General features: G+C 64.1%; 26 protein-coding genes and 1 tRNA gene. 14 read left to right on the forward strand and 13 right to left on the reverse strand.

The genetic code is table 11. The annotated features are described in order from the left end of the window. Positions 1 to 76: 76 nt before the first annotated feature. From ACIQTZ_RS10160 to ACIQTZ_RS10180, 5 genes are all read right to left on the reverse strand, one after another. Positions 77 to 484, reverse strand: coding sequence for a hypothetical protein (locus ACIQTZ_RS10160; protein ID WP_387433762.1), 408 nt, complete (start codon positions 482 to 484; stop codon positions 77 to 79). A gap of 50 nt (positions 485 to 534) precedes the next feature. Beyond that, positions 535 to 1,818, reverse strand: a complete 1,284-nt coding sequence (locus ACIQTZ_RS10165; RefSeq protein ID WP_402980073.1) for an alpha/beta hydrolase — start codon at positions 1,816 to 1,818, stop codon at positions 535 to 537. Positions 1,819 to 1,840: 22 nt separating this feature from the next. Next, a complete protein-coding gene (locus tag ACIQTZ_RS10170) occupies positions 1,841 to 4,339 on the reverse strand; it encodes a phosphatidylglycerol lysyltransferase domain-containing protein (RefSeq protein ID WP_402980076.1) in 2,499 nt (832 codons plus the stop codon). An 84-nt stretch (positions 4,340 to 4,423) separates the two neighbouring features. Continuing rightward, on the reverse strand, positions 4,424 to 4,603 hold the full coding sequence (locus ACIQTZ_RS10175) for a hypothetical protein (RefSeq protein WP_402980079.1): 180 nt from the start codon (positions 4,601 to 4,603) through the stop codon (positions 4,424 to 4,426). Between the two features lie 75 nt (positions 4,604 to 4,678). Further along, complete coding sequence (locus ACIQTZ_RS10180; protein ID WP_400331280.1) at positions 4,679 to 5,908, reverse strand: multidrug effflux MFS transporter; 1,230 nt, start codon at positions 5,906 to 5,908, stop codon at positions 4,679 to 4,681. A gap of 173 nt (positions 5,909 to 6,081) precedes the next feature. Here ACIQTZ_RS10180 and ACIQTZ_RS10185 point away from each other — a divergent pair, with 173 nt between their 5' ends. The 6 genes from ACIQTZ_RS10185 (at position 6,082) to ACIQTZ_RS10210 (ending at position 11,334) form a co-directional block, all read left to right on the forward strand. Beyond that, positions 6,082 to 6,930 (forward strand): phage holin family protein, encoded by an 849-nt coding sequence (locus tag ACIQTZ_RS10185; protein WP_402980082.1) that lies wholly within the window; start codon positions 6,082 to 6,084, stop codon positions 6,928 to 6,930. A 47-nt stretch (positions 6,931 to 6,977) separates the two neighbouring features. Beyond that, complete coding sequence (locus ACIQTZ_RS10190) at positions 6,978 to 7,601, forward strand: CDP-alcohol phosphatidyltransferase family protein (RefSeq protein WP_402944369.1); 624 nt, start codon at positions 6,978 to 6,980, stop codon at positions 7,599 to 7,601. After that, complete coding sequence (locus ACIQTZ_RS10195; protein WP_400331284.1) at positions 7,601 to 8,503, forward strand: DMT family transporter; 903 nt, start codon at positions 7,601 to 7,603, stop codon at positions 8,501 to 8,503. The genes ACIQTZ_RS10190 and ACIQTZ_RS10195 overlap by 1 nt, the downstream gene beginning before the upstream one ends. Positions 8,504 to 8,612: 109 nt before the next feature. After that, positions 8,613 to 9,809, forward strand: coding sequence for a glycosyltransferase (locus ACIQTZ_RS10200; protein WP_402980085.1), 1,197 nt, complete (start codon positions 8,613 to 8,615; stop codon positions 9,807 to 9,809). Positions 9,810 to 9,893: 84 nt separating this feature from the next. After that, a tRNA-Ile gene (locus ACIQTZ_RS10205) sits at positions 9,894 to 9,967 on the forward strand. 176 nt (positions 9,968 to 10,143) lie between these two features. Then, a complete protein-coding gene (locus ACIQTZ_RS10210) occupies positions 10,144 to 11,334 on the forward strand; it encodes an acyl-CoA dehydrogenase family protein (RefSeq protein ID WP_400331290.1) in 1,191 nt (396 codons plus the stop codon). A 5-nt stretch (positions 11,335 to 11,339) separates the two neighbouring features. On the opposite strand, the gene ACIQTZ_RS10215 is transcribed toward ACIQTZ_RS10210, so the two are convergent. After that, the gene (locus ACIQTZ_RS10215; RefSeq protein WP_402944010.1) at positions 11,340 to 11,861 is read right to left on the reverse strand and encodes a M23 family metallopeptidase; all 522 of its coding nucleotides are present in this window, start codon (positions 11,859 to 11,861) and stop codon (positions 11,340 to 11,342) included. A 401-nt stretch (positions 11,862 to 12,262) separates the two neighbouring features. On the opposite strand from ACIQTZ_RS10215, the gene rpsB reads away from it, so the two are divergent. From rpsB to ACIQTZ_RS10245, 6 genes are all read left to right on the forward strand, one after another. Further along, on the forward strand, positions 12,263 to 13,117 hold the full coding sequence (gene rpsB / locus ACIQTZ_RS10220; RefSeq protein ID WP_400331295.1) for a 30S ribosomal protein S2: 855 nt from the start codon (positions 12,263 to 12,265) through the stop codon (positions 13,115 to 13,117). Positions 13,118 to 13,238: 121 nt separating this feature from the next. After that, positions 13,239 to 14,075: a translation elongation factor Ts gene (gene tsf / locus ACIQTZ_RS10225; protein WP_400271383.1), complete on the forward strand. Its 837-nt coding sequence runs from the start codon at positions 13,239 to 13,241 to the stop codon at positions 14,073 to 14,075. A 122-nt stretch (positions 14,076 to 14,197) separates the two neighbouring features. After that, positions 14,198 to 14,935 (forward strand): UMP kinase, encoded by a 738-nt coding sequence (gene pyrH / locus ACIQTZ_RS10230; RefSeq protein ID WP_397323912.1) that lies wholly within the window; start codon positions 14,198 to 14,200, stop codon positions 14,933 to 14,935. 102 nt (positions 14,936 to 15,037) lie between these two features. Then, on the forward strand, positions 15,038 to 15,595 hold the full coding sequence (gene frr / locus ACIQTZ_RS10235; RefSeq protein ID WP_397323913.1) for a ribosome recycling factor: 558 nt from the start codon (positions 15,038 to 15,040) through the stop codon (positions 15,593 to 15,595). Further along, positions 15,595 to 16,530: a phosphatidate cytidylyltransferase gene (locus tag ACIQTZ_RS10240; RefSeq protein ID WP_400331299.1), complete on the forward strand. Its 936-nt coding sequence runs from the start codon at positions 15,595 to 15,597 to the stop codon at positions 16,528 to 16,530. The genes frr and ACIQTZ_RS10240 overlap by 1 nt, the downstream gene beginning before the upstream one ends. Before the next feature lie 21 nt (positions 16,531 to 16,551). Next, positions 16,552 to 17,136, forward strand: a complete 585-nt coding sequence (locus ACIQTZ_RS10245) for a DivIVA domain-containing protein (protein ID WP_400331302.1) — start codon at positions 16,552 to 16,554, stop codon at positions 17,134 to 17,136. Here the strand turns inward: ACIQTZ_RS10245 and ACIQTZ_RS10250 are convergent. The 5 genes from ACIQTZ_RS10250 to ACIQTZ_RS10270 are packed head-to-tail and all read right to left on the reverse strand — an operon-like array spanning position 17,133 to position 21,603. Then, the gene (locus ACIQTZ_RS10250; protein WP_400331305.1) at positions 17,133 to 17,828 is read right to left on the reverse strand and encodes a hypothetical protein; all 696 of its coding nucleotides are present in this window, start codon (positions 17,826 to 17,828) and stop codon (positions 17,133 to 17,135) included. The two genes, ACIQTZ_RS10245 and ACIQTZ_RS10250, sit on opposite strands and share 4 nt — an antisense overlap. A gap of 45 nt (positions 17,829 to 17,873) precedes the next feature. Continuing rightward, positions 17,874 to 19,343, reverse strand: coding sequence for a cation acetate symporter (locus ACIQTZ_RS10255; protein ID WP_402980088.1), 1,470 nt, complete (start codon positions 19,341 to 19,343; stop codon positions 17,874 to 17,876). Beyond that, positions 19,340 to 19,693 carry a hypothetical protein gene (locus ACIQTZ_RS10260; RefSeq protein ID WP_402980091.1) on the reverse strand — a complete coding sequence of 118 codons (354 nt, stop codon included), beginning with the start codon at positions 19,691 to 19,693 and terminating at the stop codon, positions 19,340 to 19,342. Before ACIQTZ_RS10260 ends, ACIQTZ_RS10255 begins: the two co-directional genes overlap by 4 nt. Further along, positions 19,690 to 20,409 carry a LytR/AlgR family response regulator transcription factor gene (locus tag ACIQTZ_RS10265; protein WP_402980094.1) on the reverse strand — a complete coding sequence of 240 codons (720 nt, stop codon included), beginning with the start codon at positions 20,407 to 20,409 and terminating at the stop codon, positions 19,690 to 19,692. The genes ACIQTZ_RS10260 and ACIQTZ_RS10265 overlap by 4 nt, the downstream gene beginning before the upstream one ends. Positions 20,410 to 20,424: 15 nt before the next feature. Next, positions 20,425 to 21,603, reverse strand: a complete 1,179-nt coding sequence (locus ACIQTZ_RS10270; RefSeq protein ID WP_402980097.1) for a sensor histidine kinase — start codon at positions 21,601 to 21,603, stop codon at positions 20,425 to 20,427. A gap of 212 nt (positions 21,604 to 21,815) precedes the next feature. On the opposite strand from ACIQTZ_RS10270, the gene ACIQTZ_RS10275 reads away from it, so the two are divergent. Both ACIQTZ_RS10275 and ACIQTZ_RS10280 read left to right on the forward strand, forming a co-directional pair. Then, positions 21,816 to 22,196 (forward strand): DUF485 domain-containing protein, encoded by a 381-nt coding sequence (locus tag ACIQTZ_RS10275; protein WP_402980100.1) that lies wholly within the window; start codon positions 21,816 to 21,818, stop codon positions 22,194 to 22,196. Between the two features lie 5 nt (positions 22,197 to 22,201). Further along, positions 22,202 to 23,809 (forward strand): cation acetate symporter, encoded by a 1,608-nt coding sequence (locus tag ACIQTZ_RS10280; RefSeq protein WP_400331644.1) that lies wholly within the window; start codon positions 22,202 to 22,204, stop codon positions 23,807 to 23,809. Between the two features lie 59 nt (positions 23,810 to 23,868). Here ACIQTZ_RS10280 and ACIQTZ_RS10285 read toward each other — a convergent pair whose 3' ends face one another. Both ACIQTZ_RS10285 and ACIQTZ_RS10290 read right to left on the reverse strand, forming a co-directional pair. Further along, positions 23,869 to 24,888, reverse strand: coding sequence for a PHP domain-containing protein (locus tag ACIQTZ_RS10285; RefSeq protein WP_402980103.1), 1,020 nt, complete (start codon positions 24,886 to 24,888; stop codon positions 23,869 to 23,871). Between the two features lie 75 nt (positions 24,889 to 24,963). After that, positions 24,964 to 25,599, reverse strand: a complete 636-nt coding sequence (locus ACIQTZ_RS10290; RefSeq protein ID WP_402980106.1) for a hypothetical protein — start codon at positions 25,597 to 25,599, stop codon at positions 24,964 to 24,966.

The following is a 25,599-nucleotide window of genomic DNA, read 5'->3' on the forward strand; positions in this document are numbered from 1 at the left end:
TTACTGGTTCAAGTCCAGTCGGAGGAGCGCACGGACCCCGTACCGGCTACACGCCGGTGCGGGGTTCATTTTTTGCCTAGACGAAGTCCATTTCCACTTGGAGGAAGCGCGAGGCCTCGGCCACCGCGGCAAGGAAAGCCTCCTGCTCCGTTGGCGGAGTCCTTGGCTCCCGTGGGTGCCACTCGTGGGGCGCAGAGTAGACGCGCGTGAAGCCTCCACCCGGTGGCGCATAGAAAATACCGAACCGCTGGACCGGCCATTCCGGTGATGTCTCGGGAGCCACCAGCAGCGCAGCATCGGCCTCGGGATTGAACCACTGGGCGATGGGGCGGCGGCGATCGTCGGTGAACAGGCCGGCGGCGTAGAGGGCCGCTGATTGGGGACTTGTCACGGAGCACAGGCGGTCCCACCACAGCGGCAGGATGCGCTCATCCCGACGCTGCCATGGTGCCGGTAGCGGCTGCAGCTCTTGCCAATGTGGCACACCTCAACTTTATCGTCCGGGGCACCCCTCACAACAGGGGCGGACTTCGCTTAGCGGGACAATCCCAGGCGCGGGTAGAGGACCTCGAAGCCCTTGACCAGCCCGGCATTCAAGGCGATGCCAACGTGTCCGCCGTTGGGCACCTCGTAGTACGTCACCGTCATCCCGGAGGCCTTCGCCGCGGCAGAGACGGCCTTGGCAGCGGCAACGTACACAACGTCGTCCGAGCCGGCCGTGAAAACCGCAGTGGTGTCCGGGAACTGCTTGCCCTTCATGATGTTGATGGGTTTTTGGGCGTCGTAGGCGGCCTGGTCGCCGTGGAAGATCTCCGCAAGGTTGCCGGCCGTGTCCTCGGCGCCGGGAAATTCTTCACCTGAGATGTCCACCACGTTGCCCCACATTTTTGGATACTTCACCGCGAAGGAAATGGCGCATTGCCCGCCGTTGGAGTAACCGGCAATGGTCCAGTGGTCCCGGTCCGGAAGGATGTTCAGGTTTTCCTTGGCCCAGTTCACCACGTCCACGTTGATGTATTTCTCCACGTTGCCGTAGGTGGCAGTGTCGAGGCAGAGGGTGTCGTCCTGGTCCGGGCCGATCTGGTCGGCCACGATCACGATCGGTGCGAGCCCGTTGTTCTTCGCAGCGAAATCATCCAACGCCGCCGCCACGTACTGCGGGTCCGGCAGCCCCGGTTGGCCCATCATGAGCACATAGAGCGGGAGCTTGGGCGGATTCTCCGTCAGGGCCGCAGGAGGCAGGTAGATTCCGGCAGGGCGGGCGTTGAACCCGGATGCCGTAGCCGGAATGACCTGGGTTCCCACCTTGCCCTGGGAAGGCATGTTGGCCGGCGGTTTCCAACTCTGCCAGAGCGGGCCCGTGGGGATGGGGTCGTCGGGGTTGGGTTTGGACAGTTGGATGGGATCCTCCGTAGGAATGCCCAATGCCGAACCCAGGGTGTTGTTCAGCCCGAACTCGGTATTGACGCCCAGGGCTGTGACCAGCAGGAAGACGGGAATGGAGATGGCTGCCGCAACCTTCCGCCACCGGGGACTGTGGCGGAAAGTGACAATAGCCAGCCCCAGGGCCGCGAAACCCGTGATGACCCAGAACCACACCCTGGGAGTGAGGCCCACGTGGAACACGTCCATGACGTCCTCCACGAGCCACACCGTCAACCAGCCCACCAAGGCAGCCACGGAGATGCCCAGCACCGCCGTCATGGCCCAGCGCGAGGAGGGCCGGAGGAAGAGGAGCAGGAACGTGCCCACGCCAACCACCACGGCGATGGTCATGACCACGGGGCCGGTGATCTCGATTTTCAGGATGTCGTTCATTGCGGCCGCGTCCGTCCCTCGCTCATGCCGCCGCCTCCCGGGCTACCATCTGGCGGAGCAATCCGGCGCTTTGGGCAGGGGACAGGCCGGGGAGGTAGGCGGAGCCCACAGCCAATCCGATGGCCGGCAGGGACAGGGGATCCCGGTAGTACATGTACAGGGTGCGGTGCTCAGGCTGGAACCGCGATTTGAAGGCCGCGAGGGACTTGAAGCCGTACATCGGTTCCAGGGCATTGCCCAGCAGCGCCAAGACGCGGTCCAGTGCACTGTGGTCGCCGTCGTCCGGTGCGGAGCCCGTGTTGGAAAGGGGCGAGCCGGACAAGGAAATCTGCGGGACATCTTCCTTGAAGTGGGTCACAGCCGATGCGATCAGGAACTCCATGACGCCCTTGAATCCCGTGGTACGGCGCCGCATGAAGTCCAGGGTCCAGCCGGTCACCACGCCATCGCTGAAGACCGGCAACCAGCTGGTGACGCCGTGCACCAGGCCGTCGTCGTCCACGGCCACGCAGCAGAGCACCTCGGGATCCTTCAGCTCATCGAGGCCACCCAGGGTGAAGCCCATCTCGGGGAGGGCCTTGTCAGCGACCCACTCTTCGGAGATCTCCGCAAGCTGCGCGCGGATGCCGGGAGGCATGAGGTGGTAGTGGTGCCACTGGTCTTTGATGGAGAGCTTCTCCGCCCGGTTCAATGCTGTCCGGACGTTCTGCCACTCTTTGCCCTTGAACGTCATGGTCTGTACGTTCAGCAGCGTCTCTTCGGCCACCTCCAGCTTGCGGAAGTCCCGGGGCATGAGCGCTGCGTCCAGCTCGTCGGTGGCCGAATAGAAGCAGGGCGTGAGGCCCTGGGTTGCACAATGGGCGAGGAACCCGGTGGCCGCGCCGGAATGGTGTTCCCTGGCCCCGAAGGGGCCCGCGACCGTGAGGGCCACGCCGTTGTGGACCTGGTAGGCCAAGCCTGCTTTGCGGTCGGGCGTGAACCAGTACTGGTTGTTGTCCCAGAGCGCCATCCACGAAAGCGAGTTGCCGCCGTCGTGAATGAGTTCGCGGGCATGCCCCAGGTCCGCGGCCGGATCCGTAGCGAGCGTCCTGAACCGCTGGAAGTTGTTCAGCACCAACAGCAAAATACACAGCCAGATGATGTCCCCTCCAAGGCCGTACAGGACGGTGCTGAAAAGCCCCTGGGGGAGCTCGGTAACAAACGGGACCGGGAAAGGGACCAGGATGTGCGTCAACTGGCCCAGCAGGTCCCAGGGGCTGGAACGGTCCGGGTTGCCTTCAAGGAACCAGGCGGCCGCGTAGAGGATCACCGCTGCGCCGGCCATGGCCAACGTGGTCCTGCCCAGGACCCGGTAGCCCGCGTCGCTTGATTCGACGCGGAACTTGTGGCGGTGGCCGAGCAGGAGGAAAGCGATGATGAGCGGTGCCAGGATGGCCGGCACAGCGTAAAGGAGCAGGAATCCCACGTCATCGCTGCCCAGCGTCACTTCCGGGTCGGTGGCGTATTGGACGATGGTGAACGTCGTCACGGCGGCCAGGTACAGCTGGATGGCCAGCGTGAGCCTGTAGGCCAGCCGGCGTCCCCTTCGGAGCCCTTCCGCACACACCAGGAGCAGCAATACAGGGATCACGGTGAGGATGGTGGCCCCGAAGCTCTGGACGCCCACCACGCTTTGCAGGGTGACGCAGCTCTTGTCGTTGTCGCAGGCTTCCTGGACTTCGTCCATAGTGGGACTGGCCTGCAACATCACCTGGGACACGACGGAGAGCGGCCCCACGTCCAACGTTCCCGTCACCTGGGTCAGCAGCGGCCCCAACGCGAAGACGCCAACCACGGTACCTACCAGGAACCGGGTTTCGCGGAGGCTCGAGGAATGGAAGGAGCCTGCCTTGCGCCGCAGGACGAGGGACTGGATGCCCCAACCTGCCAGGATGCCGATCACGGCACCAGCCAAGGCCTGAAGCGTTTGGGCCACGCCAACAAACAAGGCGAACATCAGCGTGGCGGCAAGCAACCACGTCCTGAGGCGCCGCCGCCAAAGCGCCTCAAGTGCCGCCGTCGAGCATCCCAGGGCCGCCGCCGCTCCACCGTAGGCACCCACGACGTATTCGCCGCCCAGGAAGCTGAGCCACTGGTCGCTGTTGTCCGTTCCGAACTCCACCAGGACAACCACCACCAAGGCGCTGATTGCGGTTCCTGCCACGAAAGCGGCCAGCGCCAGCCATGGTCCCATGGTGCGTTCGGCGATTCCCACGCCAACCAGGATCATCGCGGTGCAGGCCAAGTAGTCCAGCAGGGAGGAAGCGAAGAATCCGGACGTGAAGATGGACCACCACGGTCCCGGTTCCACGGCCAGACCCAGGCCCACCTGCTCCAGGAGTGGCTCGCTTGGCCCGGCCAGCACGCTTCCCGTTGCTGCCCCGATGATCCACAGGACCGCGATGAGTCCCAGCGTCAGCGGCAACCTTCGCAAGGCAGCCGCGCCACGTACCGTACCCCTCAAGCCCACAGCCGCACTCATGTGATGTCCCCTTCACAGGTGTTGCACGGGTATCCCCGGCTGGCCACCATTCTGCCTTGCCGGCGCCCGGATGGGGAGGTCCGGCTACTCCCGGTTCCAGGGGCCGGGGTTGACGCGATACAGAAGGGCCGACCCGATCACCGCGCCGAGGATTGCGCCGAAGAGCGCGCTACCGGCCAGCCGGCCCAAGAGCGCCCCGACGACGGCGCCAAGCAGGGCACCGAGGAACAGTCCCCGGCCGTTGCGGTGCGGTTTTTTCGTCATGGTCCCAGCCTACGGGGCGGTGGTGACAGTCATGGCCAGGTCGTCGGTCCTGTCAGCAGATGGAGGGCTGCAGTGTCAATGGATTGACGGCACGGTACGCGGCCGGACCACCAGCCACAGCGCGGCGATCGCTCCGGCAATGCACACTGCCTGGACCGCACCCATGGGGACGGCCGAGCTCACGCCAAGCCAGCCCACCACCGGCGGAACGATGCCTGCCATGGTGAATTGCGAGGCGCCCAGCAAGGATGCTGCGGTTCCGGCGCGGGCGCCGTGGTTTGCCAGCGACAACACCTGGACGCAAGGGAACATGAAGCCCGTGGCACAGATATAGAACCACAACGGAATGAGGATGCCCCACAGGCCAACGTGCAGGAGGTCCAGGACGATGATGAGGACGGCCATCAGCAGGAGGAAGACCGTGGCGCCGGCGACGATCCACTGCGGCGCAACCCGCTTGATCAGCCGGGAGCTGATCTGTACACCGGCAACGATGCCCAGTGAGTTGACTCCGAAGAGGATGCCGTATTCCTGCGGGGAGAAATCGTAGATGTCCTGGAACAGGAACGTCGATGCCGAGAGGTAGGCAAACAAGCCGCCGAAGTTCAGGCTTCCCACCATGAGCATGCCCACGAAGACTCGATCAGTCAGGACAGTTTTGTACCGCTGTCCCACCGTGGCATCGGACTTCCCCCGCTGGTCCGCGGGGAGGGTTTCCTTGATGAAGAAGATGGAGGCAAGGATTACCAGCGTGCCGTAGCAGGCAAGGAAGTAGAAGATGCCGGGCCAGGGGAATACCAGCAGTAGTTGCGAGCCGATGATCGGTGCCAGGATTGGGGCAAGGCCGTTGACCAGTGACATCCGGGAGAACATCCGGACCATCGCATAGCCGTGGAACAAGTCGCGCACCATGGCCATCGCCACCACGCCGCCGCCCGCAGCGCCGATGCCCATGAGCACGCGGAACAGCGAAAGCAGCCCGATGTCGGTGGACAAGGCGGCACCAAGAGAGGATCCGATGTGCACAGCCGTGGCCAGGATCAACGGCAGGCGTCGGCCGAACTTATCGCTGAACGGTCCAACTACCAGCTGGCCCAGGCCGAAACCGACAGTCGTGCCCGTCAGTGTGAGCTGGATCGCCGCCGCCGACACGCCAAAACTGTCCTCAAGTGCCGGGAATGCCGGGAGGTAGAGGTCCACCGTAAAAGGGCCCAACGCTGTGAGCGCGCCCAGAAGAAGTATGTAGACAAGTTTTTCGCGTCGGCTCAGGGAATCGCCCGGGGCTATGGGGTTCGTCACGATCATCTATCCTATGGCCGAAACATCAGATTTTTTAGCCCTGCAGGGGCGCGCCGCGCACTGGCACGCGGAAGGTGAGCAGGAACCTGAATGATAGTTTTGAGGTCAGGTGCCCGTGGCCTGCTTTTCAGCCGCGTTTGCCCATCACGAAGCCCAGAGGAAGCAGTTAGGCGGAACCCATGAGTGGACGTCACACCAGCCGGACAGGTAGAGGTCCGGCCATCCGTACTTTGCCGAAAACCCTCAAGCTTGTTGCGCGGTTGGCTCCACGGCAACTCAACGACGAGATTGCGCTGGCCAAAGTCGAGCTCAAGCGCAAGGCGACGCAGGTTGGTATCGCCGGTGCCTTCTTCGGCGTCGCACTGGTATTCCTGGCACTTTTGGTCATCGCCCTGGTGGTGGCCGCCATCCTCGGCCTGGCAACCATCATGCCCGGCTGGTTGGCCGCTTTGATCGTTTCCGCTGTTTTCCTGTTGATCGTGGCACTCGGTGCCTTGATCGGGGTCGCCAAGTTCAAGAAGGCCATGCCGTTGGTTCCCGAGGACACCATCCGCGGCATCAAGCATGATCTTGGCATCGCCAAGGAAGGTTCGGCCTTCGACGAATCCATCCTTGATCCCAACTCGCCTGCAGCCAAGGCGGCAAAGGCCGCGAAACAGGCTGCGGCTGAAAAGGCCAAGGCAGAGAAAGCAGCCAAGGAAGCTGCCAAGGAAGCCGATGCGGTCAAGGCACCCACGGAGGCCGAGCTGCGCCGCCGGTTGGACAAGCGCCGTGAGCACCTCACGGGTGTCCGCGATGAACTTGGTGAGCAGTTGGACGTCAAGAAGCAGGGCCAGGCCCTTGTGGACAGCGCCAACCAAAAGCTTCAGCAGGGACGGGAGTTCGCCGCCGCCAGGTTCGCCGGCGTCAGCGAATCCGTCCCCGAGGACCTCGCTGGGCGCCTCAAGGCCCGTTGGAAGGACCTGGCAGCCTTCGGGGCAGCCGCAGCCGTTTTTGTGTTCGCGTTGCGCAAGTTGCTGAAGAAATAGCACTCTGACGCACCGCACACACTGAAAACGAGGGGAAGGGGGACATGATGAGGCTGATCGGTGCTGGATCACGCCCTGACCGTCCCCAAGTGGATCACGACCTCATTTTCACGGTTCCCAATGTCCTGACCGTTTTGCGTTTCATGGGCGTCCCGCTCTTCGTCTGGTTGGTCCTTGCCCAGAAAGAGTACGGTTTCGCCGTCCTGGTCCTGGTGGTCATGGGCAGCACGGACTGGGTTGACGGCTACATTGCCCGGCGCTTCGACCAGACGTCCAAACTTGGCCGGATCCTGGATCCCATGGCGGACCGTGCGGCCCTCATCGCGGTGGCGGTCACCCTGGCGATTGCCGGCGTCGTGCAGTGGTGGTACCTGGCCGCGCTGGTAGTTCCGGACGCAGTCCTGGCCATAGCTTCACTGATCTACTTCCGGAACCACCCGGACCTGCCCGTCAGCGTGGTCGGCAAGATCCGCACGGCCCTGCTGCTGTTGGGGACCCCGTTGCTGGTGCTGTCCAAGCTGCCGTTGCCTTTCACGGACGTGTACTTCGTTGCCGCCTGGACGTTCCTCAGCCTCGGACTGATAGGCCACTGGATCGCCGCCTACAACTACTTCTGGGCCATCCTGCGGAAAGGCAAGGAACTGCAGAACGACGACGGCGGACGCGGCTGATGGTGTGGCTTGCGGTTTTCCTTGCGGTGCTTGGCGCATTCTTCCTCGCCGTCGGCGCCCAGCGCCAAGGCAGCGCGGTCAAGGCCGATACCGGAGGCCTGGCGCTGAGCTCCAACGGCTTCCTCCGACTGCTTCGCAATCCGCGCTGGATGTTCGGGCTCCTGCTGTTGTGCCTGGGCATGGCCTCGAACGCGATCGCCCTGGTTTCTGCACCGTTGACGGTGGTCCAGCCGATCGGCGCCATCGCCTTGGTCATCACCACGGTGGTCAACGCCAAGGACCAAGGGCTCAGCATCAACCGAGCCACCGTGGTAGCTATCAGCGCGTGCGTCACGGGCTCGGCCTTGTTTGTGTTGCTGGCTGTGTTTGTGACGCAGGAAAACCACCACGTCAGCGGCGACGATGAACTGACGATCGTCTTACTGTTGGCCCTGGCGGTTGGGGTCTTCGGTACACTCGCTGTCCTCTTCAAACACCGTATGAGTGCCTTCGTCTACATTCTCGGCGCGGGCGTTTTGTTCGGTTTCGTCGCCGTCCTGACCCGCATCATCGGCAAGCATTTGCTGGATCCCAACGGACTGTTCCTGCTCAACGTCCAGTGGTACACCCTGATTGCCATCGCCGCGGCCGGTGGCCTGGGCTCGTGGTTCGTGCAGAGCGCCTACTCCAGCGGTCCACCCGACCTGGTCATCGCCGGACTGACTGTGATCGACCCCATGGTGGGCATTGCGATCGGCATCGTCATCCTGGGTGAGCTTCGTCCCGATGTCCACGCCGTCATGGCAATCGCCATGGCTGCGGCGGCTGTCCTTGCTATCGTGGGGGTTATTGCCCTGAGCCGCCACCACCCGGAAGTCACCAAGCGCAAGAAGGACGCGAAGGGACCACACCGGAAGGCCTAGGGGAGTGCAGTACCTTGCGCCACCGCCTCGGCGGACCGGCAAACCGGCGACACCGCAGCATTGCCACCACTCATGCTGTCCGCACCGTGACCATCAGGAGTTCTCCATCGTGACCATTCCCGACACCAACAAACCCCTTACCATCCTGATCGCGGCGGATACCTACCCGCCGCACGTCAACGGCGCCGCACAGTTCGGCTACCGCCTGGCCAAGGGAATGACGGCGCGCGGTCACAACGTGCACGTGCTGGCCTGCCGGCAGGACAAGGGCAAGAGCTTCACGGAATTCCGTGACGAGGCCACCGTCCACCGTCTCCGTTCGCACAGCGTCCCCACGCACGAGTACTTCCGGATCTGCTTTCCGTGGGAGATCAAGAAGGAAATCAGCCTCCTCTTCGACAAGGTCCAGCCGGACGTGGTGCACATCCAGAGCCACTACATGATCGGCGAGCACGTCCTGTACGAGGCCGTGAAGCGCGGCATCCGGATCGTAGCCACCAACCACTTCATGCCGGAGAACCTGAACCCGTTCCTTCCCTTCCCGCAGTGGTTCAAGAACATCGTCGGCCGGATCTCCTGGAAGGACATGGGCAAGGTCATGGGCCAGGCCCAGGTGGTCACCACGCCCACGCCCTTGGCGGCGAAGGCCATGCACCAGCACGCCTTCCTCCGCAAGGTCCTGCCGCTTTCCAACGGCATCGACTCCGCGGCCTACGAACTCCAACCTGGGGAAACCATTGAGCGGCATGCCAACCCCACCGTTCTCTTCGCCGGACGGCTCGCCGAAGAGAAACACGTGGACGTATTGATCGACGCCATCGCAAAGACTCCGCGCGAACTCAACGTCCACCTGGAGATCGTTGGCGGCGGTGAAGTCCGTCCTGCCCTCGAAGCCCAGGTCGCAAGGCTTGGACTGGGTGAGCGGGTGAAGTTCCTGGGGCTCGCGAGCGACGAAGACCTGCGCGAGGCCTACATCAAGGCCGACATCTTCTGCATGCCCGGCACGGCTGAACTGCAATCCCTCGTAACGCTCGAGGCAATGTCCGCCTCCACGCCTGTGCTCCTGGCCGATGCCATGGCCCTGCCGCACCTGGTCCGTGACGGCGAGAACGGGTACTTGTTCACGCCGAACGACAGCACCGAGTTGGCCGCCAAGATCGCCAAGCTCGTGGAACTGCCGGAGGACCAGTTGCAGGCCATGGGTAAAGTCAGCCGCGAAATGGTTGAGCCACACAGCATCAACGGCACCTTGCAGACGTTCGAGGACCTGTACCGCGGGGCCACGTACGAGGACAAGGTGGTGTGACCAAAGCACTCCTTCACAGCTATTAGAATTGCTGGAGTGCTTTGCCCGGAACAGTTGCTTTGCGGCGGTTTCCCGGGCATCCACGGGGCTATAGCTCAGCTGGTTAGAGCGCGGGACTCATAATCCTAAGGTCCTCGGTTCAAGTCCGAGTAGCCCTACCTCACGGGAGCCGTGGTTGACGTTAGACGTCGGCCGCGGCTCCTTTGCTGTCCGGGGTCTTCTGCGTTGCGGGGAATGGGCCAATGCGGTATGTTACTGGTCAGTAACATATACTCATCGGTAACTTCTACTGCCCTGCTGTGGTCATCGCGGACCACTCCCTGAAGGAGAGAACATGCCCAACCCCGCCTTCGATCCCTCCACCCTCCCGTATGCCGATGGCGACTTCTATGCGTTCGAGCAACTGCTGACCGGCAAGGAGCAGGACCGTCTGGCAGAAGTCCGCGAATTCCTTGCACGGGAGGTCAAGCCCGTGGCGGTGGACTGCTGGAACCGCGCGGAATTCCCCATGGAACTGATCCCCAAACTCGCCGAGCTCGACCTCGTGAGCCCGGTCCGCAGGCAAGGCTATTCAAACCTCTTTGCCGGCATCCTCCATGCGGAAGTCACGAGGGCAGATGCGTCGATCGCTACCTTCATGGGCGTCCACGATGGCCTGTTCACGGGCTCCATAGAAGCCCTGGCTTCCGAGGAGCAGAAGGCTGCCTGGCTGCCGGACATTTATGCGCTGAAGAAGATCGGCGCTTTCGGCCTGACCGAGCCGCTCGGCGGATCCGATGTGGCCGGTGGTACGCGGACCACCGCCCGGCGCGAGGGGGACACCTGGGTACTCAACGGCGCCAAGCGCTGGATCGGTAACGCCACGTTCTCTGATTGGGTGGTCATCTACGCCAAGGATGTGGAGGACAACCAGGTCAAGGCCTTCCTGGTGGACACATCCCTTCCGGGTTTCTCCGCCAGCAAGATCGAGAACAAGATTTCGCTGCGCACCGTCCAGAATGCCGACATCACGCTGGACAATGTAGTGGTCCCGGAGTTCTTCAAGCTTGCCCATGCCAACAGCTTCCGCGACACCAACAAGGTCCTCAAGGTCACGCGCCTGGCCGTTGCGTGGCAAGCTGTGGGGCTGCAGCTTGCGGCGTTCGACATTGCCCGCAGCTACGCCGTGGAGCGCCAGCAGTTCGGCCGTCCCTTGGCAGCCTTCCAATTGATCCAGGACCAGCTGGTCCAGATCCTGGGCAACGCGGTGGCATCCATGGGCATGATGGTGCGGTTGGCCCAGCTGGAAGACGCCGGTGTGGCCCGGGATGAACAGTCCGCGCTGGCAAAGGCCTTTACCACTGCCCGCATGCGCGAAAGCGTCGCGTTGGGCAGGAGCATCCTTGGTGGCAACGGCATTGTCACGGACTACGGCATGGCCAAGGTGTTCGCAGACGCGGAGGCCATCTACTCGTATGAAGGCACGCACGAGATCAACACCCTGGTGACCGGCCGGGCCATCACGGGAGTCTCGGCCATCGTCTGAGGAATTCAGTCCAGTGGCAGGAGGATGGAAGGCCGGAGGTCCTGAACCAATCCCAGGGGGTTGATGTACTCCTCGCCGCGGCGGACACCCCAGTGCAGGCATGTGCCGGGGCAATGGCCTGATCCTGGCGCGGCGGCCACGGTGCCGACGGCATCGCCCTTGGCTACATGGTCCCCGGGCTTCAGTTCGCTGGTCACCGGTTCGAAGCTGCTGCGGAGCCCGCCGCCGTGGTCAATGGTGAGGACGGGCCGGTCCACCACCACTCCCGCGAACGTGACGGTGCCATCCGCCGGCGAGGTGACCTCCAGTGCGGTGGTGACCAAACCGGCGTCGTGCTTTGCTCCCAGGTCCACACCCCGGTGGCCACTCAGCCATGGCTTGTCCGGCGGGTCAAACGTCCGCCGGACGGATGGTTTGGGGGCGAGCGGCCACGCCCACTGTTGCTGTGCCGGAGCCGGGATCGGAGCATCGATGGGGCCGGCCAGCAGGGCGGCAAGGACCAGTGGAATGAGCTTGGTGATGGCCATTCCCCAAGGCTTCCGCACACCGGGGCGTGGAGCCATCTGAGCGGCGCCCTATGTGGACAAGCGGCCTCGATGGCCGGTCAAAAGAGTGGGTCCGCTGTAGTACACTAAGTGGAGCAGTTTGCTGTGCCCTCAAGCTTGTTCAGGAGCATGTCTCATTCAGATGTGCGGGGGACTCAGGCTGACTACGCGTATCCAGCCCTCCACCAGCGAAGCCTTGTGGCTTCAGGCTGCGGAGGATTGTGCCTCCTGCGGTCCGGCCATGAACCATGCCGGATGGGAAGTGCAATGGATACCAGGAGCCGTGCCCGTCCGGGCAGCGGCTGAACAACCGTCAACTATTGGCAGGGTAAGAGCAGCCCTATGGGCTCTCTCATGAATGACCTGCCGGAAGGAGCGTCGGCATGCCCGTCGTAACCATGCGCCAGCTGCTTGACAGCGGCGTCCACTTTGGACACCAGACCCGTCGTTGGAACCCGAAGATGAAGCGCTTCATCTTCACGGAGCGCAACGGCATCTACATCATTGACCTCCAGCAGTCGCTGTCCTACATCGACCGCGCCTACGAGTTCGTCAAGGCTACTGTCGCCCACGGCGGCACCGTCCTGTTCGTTGGCACCAAGAAGCAGGCTCAGGAAGCAATTGCCGAGCAGGCTACCCGCGTTGGCCAGCCGTACGTCAACCAGCGTTGGTTGGGCGGTATGCTCACCAACTTCCAGACCGTCGCCAAGCGTATCCAGCGCATGAAGGAACTCGAAGAGATCAACTTCGAGGACGTCGCCGGCTCCGGTTACACCAAGAAGGAGCTCCTGCTCCTCAAGCGCGAACTCACCAAGCTTGAGTCCAACCTCGGTGGTATCCGCAACCTGACCAAGGCTCCTTCCGTTCTGTGGGTTGTTGACACCAAGAAGGAACACCTGGCTGTCGACGAAGCCAAGAAGCTGAACATCCCGGTTGTTGCCATCCTGGACACCAACTGCGATCCGGACGAGGTCGACTTCCCGATCCCGGGCAACGACGACGCCATCCGCTCCGTCAACCTGCTCACCCGCGTTGTTGCCGACGCCGTTGCCGAGGGCCTCATCGCCCGCAACCAGCGCGCTACCGGCACCACCGAAGCTCCGGAAGAGCCGCTGGCGGAGTGGGAGCGCGAGCTCCTCGAAGGCAGCAAGGCAGAAGCAGCGGCCGCTGAAGCAGCCGAAGCTCCTGAAGCAGCCGAGGCTCCTGAGGCTGCAGCCGGCGAAGCCGAAGCCAAGTAAATCTGGACCTTCCCTGAGGCGGGCCACCGCATCGGGGGCAACTGACAGGATGGCGGCCCACGGGGTGGGTTGCCGTCCTGTCAGTACGTAAACACAAAAATTTCTACACAGAGGGGTTCACATGGCGAACTACACTGCTGCTGACATCAAGGCCCTGCGTGAGCGCACCGGCGCCGGCATGATGGACGTCAAGAAGGCTCTTGACGAGGCCAACGGTGACGCCGAGAAGGCCATCGAAATCATCCGCATCAAGGGCCTCAAGGGCGCTACCAAGCGTGAAGGCCGCTCCACCGCGGAGGGCCTGGTTGCTGCCAAGGTCACCGGCGGCGTGGGCGTAATGATCGAGGTCAACTGCGAGACCGACTTCGTCGCCAAGGCTGACAAGTTCATCCAGTTGGCTGACAAGGTCCTCAACGTAGCAGTCGAGTCCGGCGCTGCCGACCTCGAAACCCTGCTCGCCACCGAGGTCGACGGCAAGAAGCTTGCCGACGTCGTTATCGAAGAGGGCGCAGTCCTCGGCGAAAAGGTTGTTGTCCGCCGTATCTCCCGCATCGAGGGCACCACGGTTGACGCTTACCTGCACAAGACCTCCAAGGACCTCCCGGCACAGGTCGGCGTTCTGTTTGCTGTTGACGGTGAAGGCGAAGCCGCTGCCACCGCCGCACACGACGTCGCTGTCCACGTTGCAGCCATGGCTCCGAACTACCTCACCCGCGAGGACGTTCCGGCCGAGCTCGTCGAGTCCGAGCGCCGCATCGCCGAAGAGACCGCCAAGGCCGAAGGCAAGCCGGAAGCAGCCCTCACCAAGATCGTCGAAGGCCGCGTGACCGGCTTCTACAAGGGTGAAGTACTCCTGGACCAGGCATTCGCCAAGGACTCCAAGAAGACCGTCGCACAGGTCCTCGAAGAGGCCGGCGTCAAGGCAACCGCAGTAACCCGTTTCCGCGTCGGAAACTAGCAAGTCATGAAAAGGGGTGGTCACTTCGGTGGCCGCCCCTTTTTCATGCACCCGTCCGGGTAAGTACCTGTACGGACCCACAGCACTGTAATCTAGCCAAAGTCCACCAACGGGAAGGCACCATGGAAACCGACAACACTGCAATCCAGCCCGAGAAGACCCGCCGCCGTGTGCTTCTGAAGCTTTCCGGCGAGGTCATCGGCGGAGGCAAGCTCGGCGTCGATCCCGAAACCGTACGTGCCATTGCCAAGCAGATCGCCGCCGCCGTTTCCGACGTCGAAGTAGCAATCGTGGTGGGCGGAGGCAACTTCTTCCGTGGCGCTGAACTCTCGCAGAGCGGGATGGACCGTTCCCGTGCCGACTACATGGGCATGCTCGGTACGGTCATGAACTGCCTTGCCCTTCAGGACTTCCTGGAGCAGGCCGGCGTCGAGACCCGCGTCCAAAGCGCCATCACCATGGGCCAGGTGGCAGAGGCCTACATTCCCCGCCGTGCCATCCGCCACATGGAAAAGGGCCGCGTGGTCATCTTCGGTGCCGGCGCAGGCCTGCCGTACTTCTCCACGGACACCGTTGCCGCGCAGCGTGCCCTCGAGGTACACGCCGACGTGGTCCTGATGGCCAAGAGCGGTGTGGATGGCGTCTACACCGCAGACCCGAAGAAGGACCCGGCCGCCGAGAAGCTCGACGTCCTCAGCTATGACGACGCCCTGCGCCGCGACATCCGCGTGATGGACCAGACTGCCATGACCATGTGCAAGGACAACAAGCTCTCCATGGTGGTGTTCGGCATGGAAGGCGAGGGCAACGTTACCCGCGCCATCCGCGGAGAAACGCTGGGAACGCTGGTTACTCCGTAGCAGCGGCTAGGATATTTCCAGGACCATCCGCCCTTGGTGGCGGAACTTTACTGTGCATGGCCGCCCGAAGCCGGGCAGCGACTATTTGAGGAGAGAGACCCCGTGATCGAAGAAACCTTGCTCGAAGCCGGCGAAAAGATGGACAAGGCGGTTGAGGTAGCCAAGGAGGATTTCGCCTCGATCCGTACGGGCCGGGCCAACCCCGGGCTCTACAACAAGGTGATCGTGGAATACTACGGCACGCCCACTCCGCTGCAGCAGCTGGCTTCCTTCGCGGTGCCGGATGCCCGCACCATCCTGATCACCCCTTACGACAAGTCCGCCCTGCGCGATATCGAGAAAGCCCTGAGCGATTCCGAGGTCGGGGCCAACCCGTCCAACGACGGCAACGTCATCCGCGTGACCATCCCGGAGCTCACCCAGGAGCGCCGCAAGGAGTACGTGAAGATCGTCAAGGGCAAGGGTGAAGACGCCAAGGTCTCCGTCCGCAGCATCCGTCGCAAGGCCAAGGACTCCCTGGACAAGCTCGTCAAGGACGGCGAAGCCGGCGAGGACGAGGGCGCACGTGCCGAGAAGGAACTGGACGCCCTCACCAAGCAGCACGTCGACAGCATCGACGAGCTGCTCAAGCGCAAGGAAGCCGAGCTGCTCGAGGTCTGATGAACCAGGCAGAGCCGGCGCCCGCTGAGCGGGCCCCGACACGCGAAACCCGCAAGGACGCCAGGCGTCCGCGCGGGAACCCCACGCCGAAGGCGGGCCGCAACCTGCCGGCCGCCATCGGCGTCGGACTTGCCATGCTCATCGCCGTTCTGGGGGGACTGCTGTTCCTGCCCCTCGGCTTTGTCCTCCTGGTGACGGCATTCGCGGTGATGGGTGTGTGGGAGGTTTTCCGGGCACTTGAAGCCCAAGGCACCCGCATGCCCGTGGTTCCGGTGATGGCAGGTACCCTCGCGTTGCCTGTTTCGGCGTTCTTTGGTGGTCTCGAAGGCCTGCTTTTCACCATGGTGGCGAGCTGCGTGGCCGTGCTCCTGTGGCGGTCCATCGAAAGCGCCGCCGGTGCGCCGCGCAGTGTCTTCGCGGGAGTCTTCACTCTTGCGTGGGTGCCGTTCCTCATCAGCTTCGCGGCTTTGCCCCTGCATTCAAGCGGCGGCGCCACACCGGTGGGATTCTGGCCCGAGGGCATTCCCGGCGGGGCCTGGCAGATCGCCACCATGCTGTTGCTCGTCGTAGCCAATGACACCTTCGGTTACATCGTGGGAGCGTCGTTCGGGAAGCACCCCATGGCGCCAAAGATCAGCCCCAAGAAATCCTGGGAGGGCTTCGCCGGTTCTGTTGGTGGTGCCATGGTGATTGGCGTGCTGGCGTGCCTCTTCATCCTGGACAAGCCGTGGTGGGTTGGTTTGGTGCTGGCCATCGGTATGGTTGCCGCTGCCACGGCCGGCGACCTCGCGGAGTCCATGGTCAAGCGCGAACTCGGCGTCAAGGATATGAGCAGCATCCTCCCGGGACACGGCGGCGTGATGGACCGCCTGGATTCGATCGTGTTCGCCGCCCCCGTGGCCTATGTTCTGTTCGCGCTGCTCAGCGGCGTCTGACAACCCAACGAAGGATAATTGATGGCTTTGGATATTCGACGCCAGATTCCCGCAACGTTCGACCGCGTGGAGCGGAGCAAGTACGGCTACAACGCCAAGCAGGTGGACGCCTTCCTGAACCGCGCCCGCAATTCGTTCGAGAATCCTGTTGGAGCTGCGGAGCCCGTGGCCAGCAGCGATGTACGCGATGTAGCGTTCGATCCCGTCAAGGGCGGCTATGACGCCCACAGTGTTGATGCCGCTTTGGACCGTCTTGAAGATGCCTTTGCGCGCAGGGAACGCGATGACCTGATCAACCAACAGGGCGAGGAAGCCTGGCTGCGCCAGATCGGCAAGCTCTCCGGGGTGCTCCGGGGCCGCCTGCACCGGCCGGACGGTGAACGCTTCCGGCGGCCCGCCCGCAAGAAGGTCCGCAGCTACAACGTCCAGGACGTCGACGCCCTGTGCGTGCAGCTCATCGGGTATTTGGAAAACGACCAAGCGCTCAGCGTGGATACCGTCCGCCGTGCCGTGTTCCGCGCAGCCAAGGGCGATGCCGGCTACGAGGAGGCCCAGGTGGATGCTTTCCTGGACCGCGTGGTCGAGCTGATGGCCGCCATCGACTAAACCCGTCGACCTGGCGCGATCGGCGGGTTGTTCCGCCAGACCTCGTCGTACCGACGCTTTCCACGCAACAGTGACGTGGCAAAGAACGCCAAGGCCGCAACAATGGCTGTTCCAACAGCCAAGGGCATGGCCACCCCGGCAATCAGCAGTGCAGACCCCACCAGCAGTCCGATGAGGGCGGCATTGACCGTGCCCATGAACACCATGCTGCTTCCGGCAACCTGCGTGAAGTCCCTGCGCGCCCCCAGGAAGTAATACGAGCGCCGGGCGCCTGCTTCGTCGTCGGTGTAGGCGGCCATCAGGTACGGGGCGATGCCGGGTTCCAGGTCCACATAGGCCGCCCGAAGCCTGTTCATGGCGATGACATACATCAGGTCTTCCATGCCGACGCTCATGACGCGGACATGGGTGAGCAGTCCCACCAGCACATCGATGCTGAGGATGGTCAGCGCGAAGGCCCGGAAGGCGTCCGAGAACTGGGTGGCGTTACCCACCAAGGCAACACTGAGCAGGCTCGCCGAGGTGAAGGTGAGGAACATGCTGATGCGGGTGAGGACTTCGCCCTGGGTGGTGCTTCGGGAAGCCAGCAGGCTCCAGTGTTCCGTGGCCAGCAGTTGGGCCCTGATACTGGGCGAGGACGGCGGCTGGGCGGCGGGCGGTTCGGTTTCGGCCGGTCCCGGCTGTTGGGACATGGCCACATTCTCCACCTTGTGCGGTCCGCGGACAACGGGTGCCGGTCAGGGGCGTTCCGTGGCCACGGGCCGTTCGGGGACGTGGAGCCGGGTCATCACGCGGTTCACTGACGACGGGATTCTGCCCTTGGTGGCCAAGGAGACTCCGATGGTTGCAGCGAAGGCGGCCGGGACGGTCCACGCGGCAGGTTGGGCCAGCCAGGCTGGAGCCGCTGCCGCACCCAGTGCGGTGCCGGCCACCATGGCTCCGCCACACAGCAGCCCACCGGTCACCATGCCGGCTATGGCTCCGGTATCGGTGAGTCCGCGCCACCAGATCCCCAGGAGCAGGACGGGGCAGATGGTTGAGGCCGTAAACGCGAACACCAGGCCTACGCTTCCGGCCAGTGCCAAGGTGTCCGTCATGAGGGCAAAACCCAAGGGAACGACGGCGGCCAGCAGCGCTGCGAGGCGGAAACCGCGGACGCTGCCTCCAAAAAGGTCCTGGCTGATGACTCCGGACAGCGAGACAACCAGTCCGGAGGTGGTGGAAAGGAAGGCGGCGAAAGCCCCTGCCACCACCAGGGCGGACAAGAGGTCGCCCGCGGGACCGCCCACCAGCCTTCCTGGAAGCAGCAGCACCAGGGCGTCCGACTGCCCGGCCCGGGCAAGGTCCGGGGCAAACACGCGGCCCACGGCCCCCGCCAGCGTGGGGAAGAGATAGAAAACAGAGAGCAGTCCAAGCACGATCAGGGTGGTGCGCCGGGCGGACTGCCCATCCGGATTGGTGTAGAAGCGCACCAGGACATGGGGGAGACCCAGGGTGCCGAACAGCAGGGCCACCATCAACGAAATGTTCTGGTATCCGCTTGCGGCAGCCTGGCCGGTTGGATTGGCGGGCAACGGCGCCTCCGGCGGGGTACCGTTGCCCGCGAGCACCAGCAGGACGAAAACCACGGGAACCGCCAGGGCAGTCAGCTTCAACCAGTATTGGAAAGCCTGGACGAACGTGATGGACCGCATGCCGCCTGCCACGACCGTGAGGCACACCACCAGCACCACCGCCGTCGAACCTACCCACGACGGCAGTCCGGTGGTGATGCGGATGGCGAGGGCGGCGCCGTGCAGTTGCGGAACGATGTACAGCCAGCCGACGGCCACCACCACCAGGCTGGTGACCCGCCGGACGGCTTTCGAATCGAGGCGGGACTCGGTGAAGTCGGGGATGGTGTAGGCGCCCGAGCGCCGCAGGGGAGCGGCGACAAAGAGCAGGAGCATCAGATAGCCGGCGGTGTAGCCCACGGGAAACCAGAGGGCATCCGTCCCGGACAACAGGATGAGTCCGGCCACTCCCAGGAAGCTCGCGGCGGACAAGTACTCGCCACCGATGGCAGAAGCGTTCCACCACGGCCGCACCGTGCGGGAGGCAACATAGAAGTCTCCCGTGGTGCGGGAGACGCGCAGCCCATAGAAGCCGATGGCCGCCGTCGCGAGCGAAACGGCGACGAAGGCGGTCAAGCCAACCACCGGATTCACTTGTCCTCCACGAGGTCGCGGTACCGGGCCTCGTTCCGTGCGGCCGCCCGGGTAAACAGCCAGGCACTGAGGCCGATCACCGGGTAGATGCCTGCCCCCAGCAGGAGCCAGTCGAGGGGGATCCCGAACACGCGGGTCTCGGCAACTCCGGGTCCGTACACCAGCAAGGTGGCAAAGGCGGCCAGGATCAGCAGGAAGCCGCAGCCCACCACCAGGGCCAGGCGCAGTTGTGAACGGACCAGGGAACGGATGAAGACCTGACCGGCATCGGAGTCCTCTCCGGCATCCAGGGGCTTTCCGGGGGCCGTCCTGGCCGCCTGCCGTGGCGCCGTGACCCGAACGCGCGTCATCCTTGCGGCCGGGGGCGAGTGGCCTGCAGCTTGTCACGGACGGCGGGCAGGTGCCGCCTGCTGATGGGCAGCTCGGCGCCCGCCACTGTGACACTGGGACCGGTCGCCGAGAGCTTCAGGTGTCCCACGTGGTTGAGGGCGATCAGGTAGCTGCGGTGGATGCGGATGAAGCCTGCCTCGGCCCACTGCTGTTCGAGGTCGCTGAGCGGCACACGGATCAGGTAACTCGCCTCGGCCGTGTGGAGCCGGGCGTAATCACCCTGGGCCTGGACGTAGCTGACGTCGTCCCGGCGGATCATCCGGGTGGTGCTGCCGAGGTCCACCGTGATCATCTCAGGGGCGGGGGCGCCATCCTTGATGAGCTCGCTGATCCGGTCCACGGAACGGGCCAGGCGCTCCGCCCGAAGAGGCTTGAGCAGGTAGTCGATCGCAGCGAGGTCGAAAGCCTCCAGGGCACAGTCTTCGTCTGCGGTGACAAAAACGACGGCGGGCGGGTTGCTGCTGCGGGAAATGGCGCGGGCGATATCCAGGCCTGACAAAGCGGGCATATGGATGTCGAGGAACACAGCGTCAACGGACTCGTTCTCAAGGGTACGGAGGGCCTCGGCACCGGACGATGCCCGGTGGATGGCGCCAATTCGGCCGTCACGCCCCAACAGGAAGGCCAACTCCTCCACGGCGGGCAGTTCGTCATCAGCGACGAGCACGTTGATCATGCTTAAAGACTAGCCTCACGCGTCATGGCCCGGCTGGGACTTGGGCACCCGCATGGTGATCAGCGTGCCCTCGCCGGGGGCGGTTTCGATCACCAAACCGTGCTGGTCGCCATAGACCTGCCGGAGCCGGGCATCGACGTTCCGGAGTCCCACATGGTCCCCGTCAATGTGCCCGGCGAGGACGGACCGCAAGTGCTCCGGATCCATCCCCACGCCGTCGTCCTCGATGGTGACCTCGGCGAAAGCCCCCGAATCGTTGGCGCAAATGATGATGTGGCCCGGTCCTTCCTTGGCCTCGAGGCCGTGCCGGACGGCGTTCTCCACGAGTGGCTGCAGGCTGAGGAACGGTATGACAGTGCTCAGGACTTCGGGGGCCACCCGCAAGCTGACCTGGACCCGTTCACCGAAGCGTGCCCGCTCCAGGAGCAGGTAGCGATCGATGCACCGCAGCTCCTCGGCCACCGTGGTGAAGTCTCCGTGGCGTCGGAACGAGTAGCGGGTGAAGTCGGCGAACTCCACCACGAGTTCCCGGGCGCGGGCGGGATCGGTGTTGATGAAGGACGCGATGGCGTTCAGCGAGTTGTAGATGAAGTGGGGACTGATCTGGGCACGCAAGGCACGGACCTCTGCCTCCATGAGGAGGGTGCGGGAGGACTCCAGCTCCGCCAGTTCAAGCTGCGTGCCGATCCAGTCCGCCACCTCGCTGGTGGCCCGGACCAGGCCGGCGCCGACTGCCGGTGCCAACGCCGCGACAGAACCTACAACACTCGAACCGGCACGAATCGGGGCGATGACGGCGCTGTAGCTTCCAGGGGTGTTCGCCGCGTGCGGGACAACCGCCGTTCGCCCGCTGTTGAGGACGCCGGTGGCAAGTCCCATCAGGAGGGGCTTCAGGTCCTCAGCCACCCCGTCCCACGCCAGCACCGACCCGGTGTCCGTGATGGCCAGCGCATCACAGGCCAGGAGGGTCCGCAACTGTTTGCTGGCCTTGGCGGCCCCCGTTTCCGTCAACCCGCCGCGGAGGTGCTGTCCTGCCCGCGATGCTGCATGGAGGGTGTTGTACGTGGCGCGCTCGGCATCGGTTCCCAGGTCACGGAAGGAGCGCACCACCTTCAGGCCAACGCCCACCACCACGGCGACGGCCAGCACGATCACGGCAAGTGCGGCCGCGGTGAAGAGCGGGGAATCGGGCATGGAGCCTAGCGTAGCCAATCAGGCCAAAGGACGGCGCCGGCGTCCTGTCTCCCGCCGTTCGGCGCAGCAGCGGGACCGTTGAGCGACGGCTTGGTCCTGGGTGCTGGAACCAGCCTCGGACGGCGTTCGATAGTGAGTGAAGTCACATTGGCGTGCGGGAGCTGGTAACGCAGACGATGCCGATGTGGACACACCACAACCAGGAGGAACCCATGGGTAACGAAGCCCAACCCCAGGACGCAGCGGCGTCCGTGGACTTCCAGGAAGTCCAGCAAACGGAACGGTTCAAGACACTGAGGAAACGGCACAGGAGCTTCGTCTTCCCCATGGCAGCAGCGTTCCTGCTGTGGTATTTCGCCTACGTCCTGCTGGCCGACTATGCGGTGGGCTTCATGTCCATCAAGGTCTGGGGCAACATCAACGTCGGCCTGATCCTGGGCCTGCTCCAATTCGTCACCACGTTCGGCATCACCGCATGGTACGTGAGCTACTCCAACCGGAAGCTGGACCCCATCGCCGCCGAGATCCGCAATGAAATCGAAGGGCATGAGTTCGACAAGTCCGACACCATGACCCGCGGAGGAGCCCAGTGAACACCATGGTCCCCGCAGTGGAGGTTTCTGCCCTGAAAGACTCGACGCTCCTGAACATGGGCATCTTTGCCCTCTTCGTCGCGGTCACCATGGTGATCGTCTTCCGGGCGAGCCGGAACAACAAGACCGCTGCCGACTACTACGCAGCAGGACGGTCCTTCACGGGATCGCAAAACGGAACGGCGATCGCCGGCGACTACCTGTCCGCGGCGTCCTTCCTGGGCATTACCGGCGCCATCGCCATCAATGGCTACGACGGTTTCCTCTACTCCATCGGCTTCCTCGTGGCGTGGCTCGTTGCGCTGCTGCTGGTGGCCGAACTGCTCCGGAACACCGGCAAGTTCACCATGGCGGACGTCCTTTCCTTCCGCCTGCGGCAACGCCCGGTCCGCATCGCCGCCGCCCTGTCCACCCTCGCCGTCTGCTTCTTCTACCTGCTGGCCCAGATGGCCGGCGCCGGAAGCCTCATTTCGCTCCTCCTGGGCATCAGCGACTGGGGTGGACAAGCCTTGGTGATCATCGTCGTCGGCGCCCTCATGATCATGTACGTCCTGATCGGCGGCATGAAAGGCACCACGTGGGTGCAGATCATCAAAGCCATCCTGCTCATCGCCGGCGCAGCCGTCATGACGGCCTGGGTCCTGGCGATCTACGGGTTCAACCTTTCCAGCCTCCTCGGCTCCGCAGCCGAAACCGCCAACAACCCCGCAGTCCTCAACCCGGGCCTGCAGTACGGCAAGACCGAGACGTCCAAACTGGACTTCATGTCCCTGGGCATGGCCCTGGTCCTCGGGACCGCCGCCCTGCCGCACGTCCTGATGCGCTTCTACACCGTTCCCACGGCCAAGGAGGCACGCAAGTCCGTGGTGTGGTCCATCTGGCTGATCGGACTCTTCTACCTCTTCACCCTGGTGCTCGGCTACGGTGCTGCCGCACTGGTAGGGGCCGAAACCATCAAGTCGGCCCCCGGCGGCGTCAACTCGGCAGCTCCGTTGCTGGCCTTCCATCTGGGCGGACCGCTGCTCCTGGGCTTCATTTCCGCCGTCGCCTTCGCCACGATCCTGGCAGTGGTTGCCGGCCTGACAATCACCGCGGCGGCATCCTTCGCCCATGACATCTACGCGAATGTCATCTCCAAGGGCAAGGCGGACGCCACCACCGAGGTCAAGGTGGCCCGCCGGACCGTGGTGGTGATCGGCATCCTGGCCATTCTTGGAGGCATCTTCGCCAACGGCCAGAACGTTGCGTTCCTCGTTGCGCTCGCCTTCGCCGTCGCCGCTTCAGCCAACCTGCCAACCATCATCTACTCGCTGTTCTGGCGGAGGTTCACCACCCAGGGCGCGGTCTGGAGCATGTACGGAGGCCTTGCCGCAGCAATCCTGCTGATCACTTTCTCACCCGTTGTTTCGGGTGCCAAAACCTCCATGATCCAGGGAGCAAACTTCGCGTTCTTCCCGCTGAGCAACCCGGGCATCGTGTCCATCCCGTTGGCCTTCTTCCTGGGCTGGCTGGGAACCGTGCTGGACAAGCGCAAGGAGGATGCGGCCAAGCAGGCCGAAATGGAAGTGCGCTCGCTGACCGGCGTCGGCGCCGAGAAGGCGGTAAACCACTAAGCCGTCCACGAACGGGAGCCCCTGCCGCTGTGCCGGCGGCGGGGGCTCTTTCGCGTGGCCTACTTTTTCAGGGCCAGCCATTTCTGCAACTGCTGCAGCGGCCAGGTAGTGACGATGCGCTCCGGGGGGACGCCCGCGGCTTCCGCGCGCTCAGCGCCGTACTGGAGGAAATCCAGTTGGCCCGGGGCGTGGGCGTCGCTGTCAATGCTGAAGAGGCAGCCGGCGTCGAGGGCCATCTTGATGAGCCGCTCGGGCGGGTCCTGCCGCTCCGGCCGTGAGTTGATCTCCACAGCCACGCCCCACTCCGCGCATTCCTTGAACACTTTCTCCGCGTCGAACTCGGACTCCGGCCGGGTGCCCCGCGAGCCTTGGACCAGCCTGCCGGTGCAGTGTCCCAGGACGTTGGTGTGCGGATCCGAAATGCCGCCGAGCATTCTTCTGGTCATCGTCTGGTGATCGGAGCGCAGCTTGGAATGGACGCTGGCAACCACCACGTCCAGCCGGTCCAGCATTTCCGGTGTCTGGTCCAGGGTGCCGTCTTCCAGGATGTCCACTTCGATGCCCTTGAGGAGTCGGAAGCCGTCCTGGCCTGCGTTGATGCCGTCCACGATTCCCAATTGTTCATCGAGCCGCTCGGCACTAAGGCCGTTGGCGATGGTCAGGTTGGGGGAGTGGTCCGTGAGGGCCTGATACTCCCGGCCAAGGGTACGGGCAGCCGCCACCATGGTTTCTATCGGTGATCCACCGTCCGACCAATTGCTATGGCTGTGCAGGTCGCCGCGGAGGGAGGATGCGAGGTGGTGGCCGGTGGCCGCGAGCGGCTGGGCGCCGCGCTCCCGGAGGTCCTCCAGATAATCGGGAACACCACCCTCCAGGGCCTGGCCGATCACCTCGGCGCTGCGGTTGCCTACGCCTTTGAGGCTCGTCAGCCGGTTGGCCGCCACCAACCGGGGCAACTCACCGGGCGGAAGGTGCCGCACGACGTCGGCGGCTTTTCGGAAGGCCTGGACTTTGAAAGTGGGAGCCAGGCTGCGTTCCAGCCAGAAGGAGATTTCATCGAGCGCCTCAACGGGATCCATGGCTCTATCCTCCACGAAGGAGGCTCACCATCAACAGGGCACGGCTGATGGTGAGCCTCCTCGGGCCTTCCCACCCTAGTGGTGGTGGCCTGGGTTGACCGTCGGGTTCACGCCCTCCGTCGGAGCCTGGCCGTGTTCTCCGTGGGGGACGGCGTGCTGGCCGGCCATCGAGGCGGCCAGTCCCGGAGTCGCTACTGAGGCAACAACGACGGCGGCTCCGAACGCGGCTGCCAGAAGCCGCCCGGTCCTTGGCTGGCCGTGGGTGCCGCCGCCGTTGGTCTTGGGGTGCCGCCGCAGCCAGCCCGCGCCGGCCAGTGCCATGAGGGTTACCCCCAAGGCCGCCAGGTGGCTGATGTCCAGGGAGCGGGAGGGAGCCAAGAGGCCCGCTGCCAGCACGACGACGTGGATGGCTGCCGCTGCAACCAGGGCTGGGAAGACCAGCTGTGGAAAGACGAGCGAGTTGCGGTGCAACCCCCACAACGACCACGCCAGGAACGCCAGTCCGGCCATCAGGGCGGCAACGCCTCCGATCAGGGGACCGGCCCCGGAGGAGGCGAGATAGCCGGCAGACAGGGACAGGTCAACCATTCCGGCAGCCATGGCCGCGAAGTAGACGAACAGCAGCGTTGCGGCCTTGAGCGTCGGATGGTCCTGTCCTGCCATGCTGGTTTCCTCGCGTTCCTGGTCCTGGCGGGTGGTGTGGGGATGCAT

It is taken from the genome of Paenarthrobacter sp. NPDC090520, assembly GCF_044769205.1.
GTDB lineage: Bacteria > Actinomycetota > Actinomycetes > Actinomycetales > Micrococcaceae > Arthrobacter.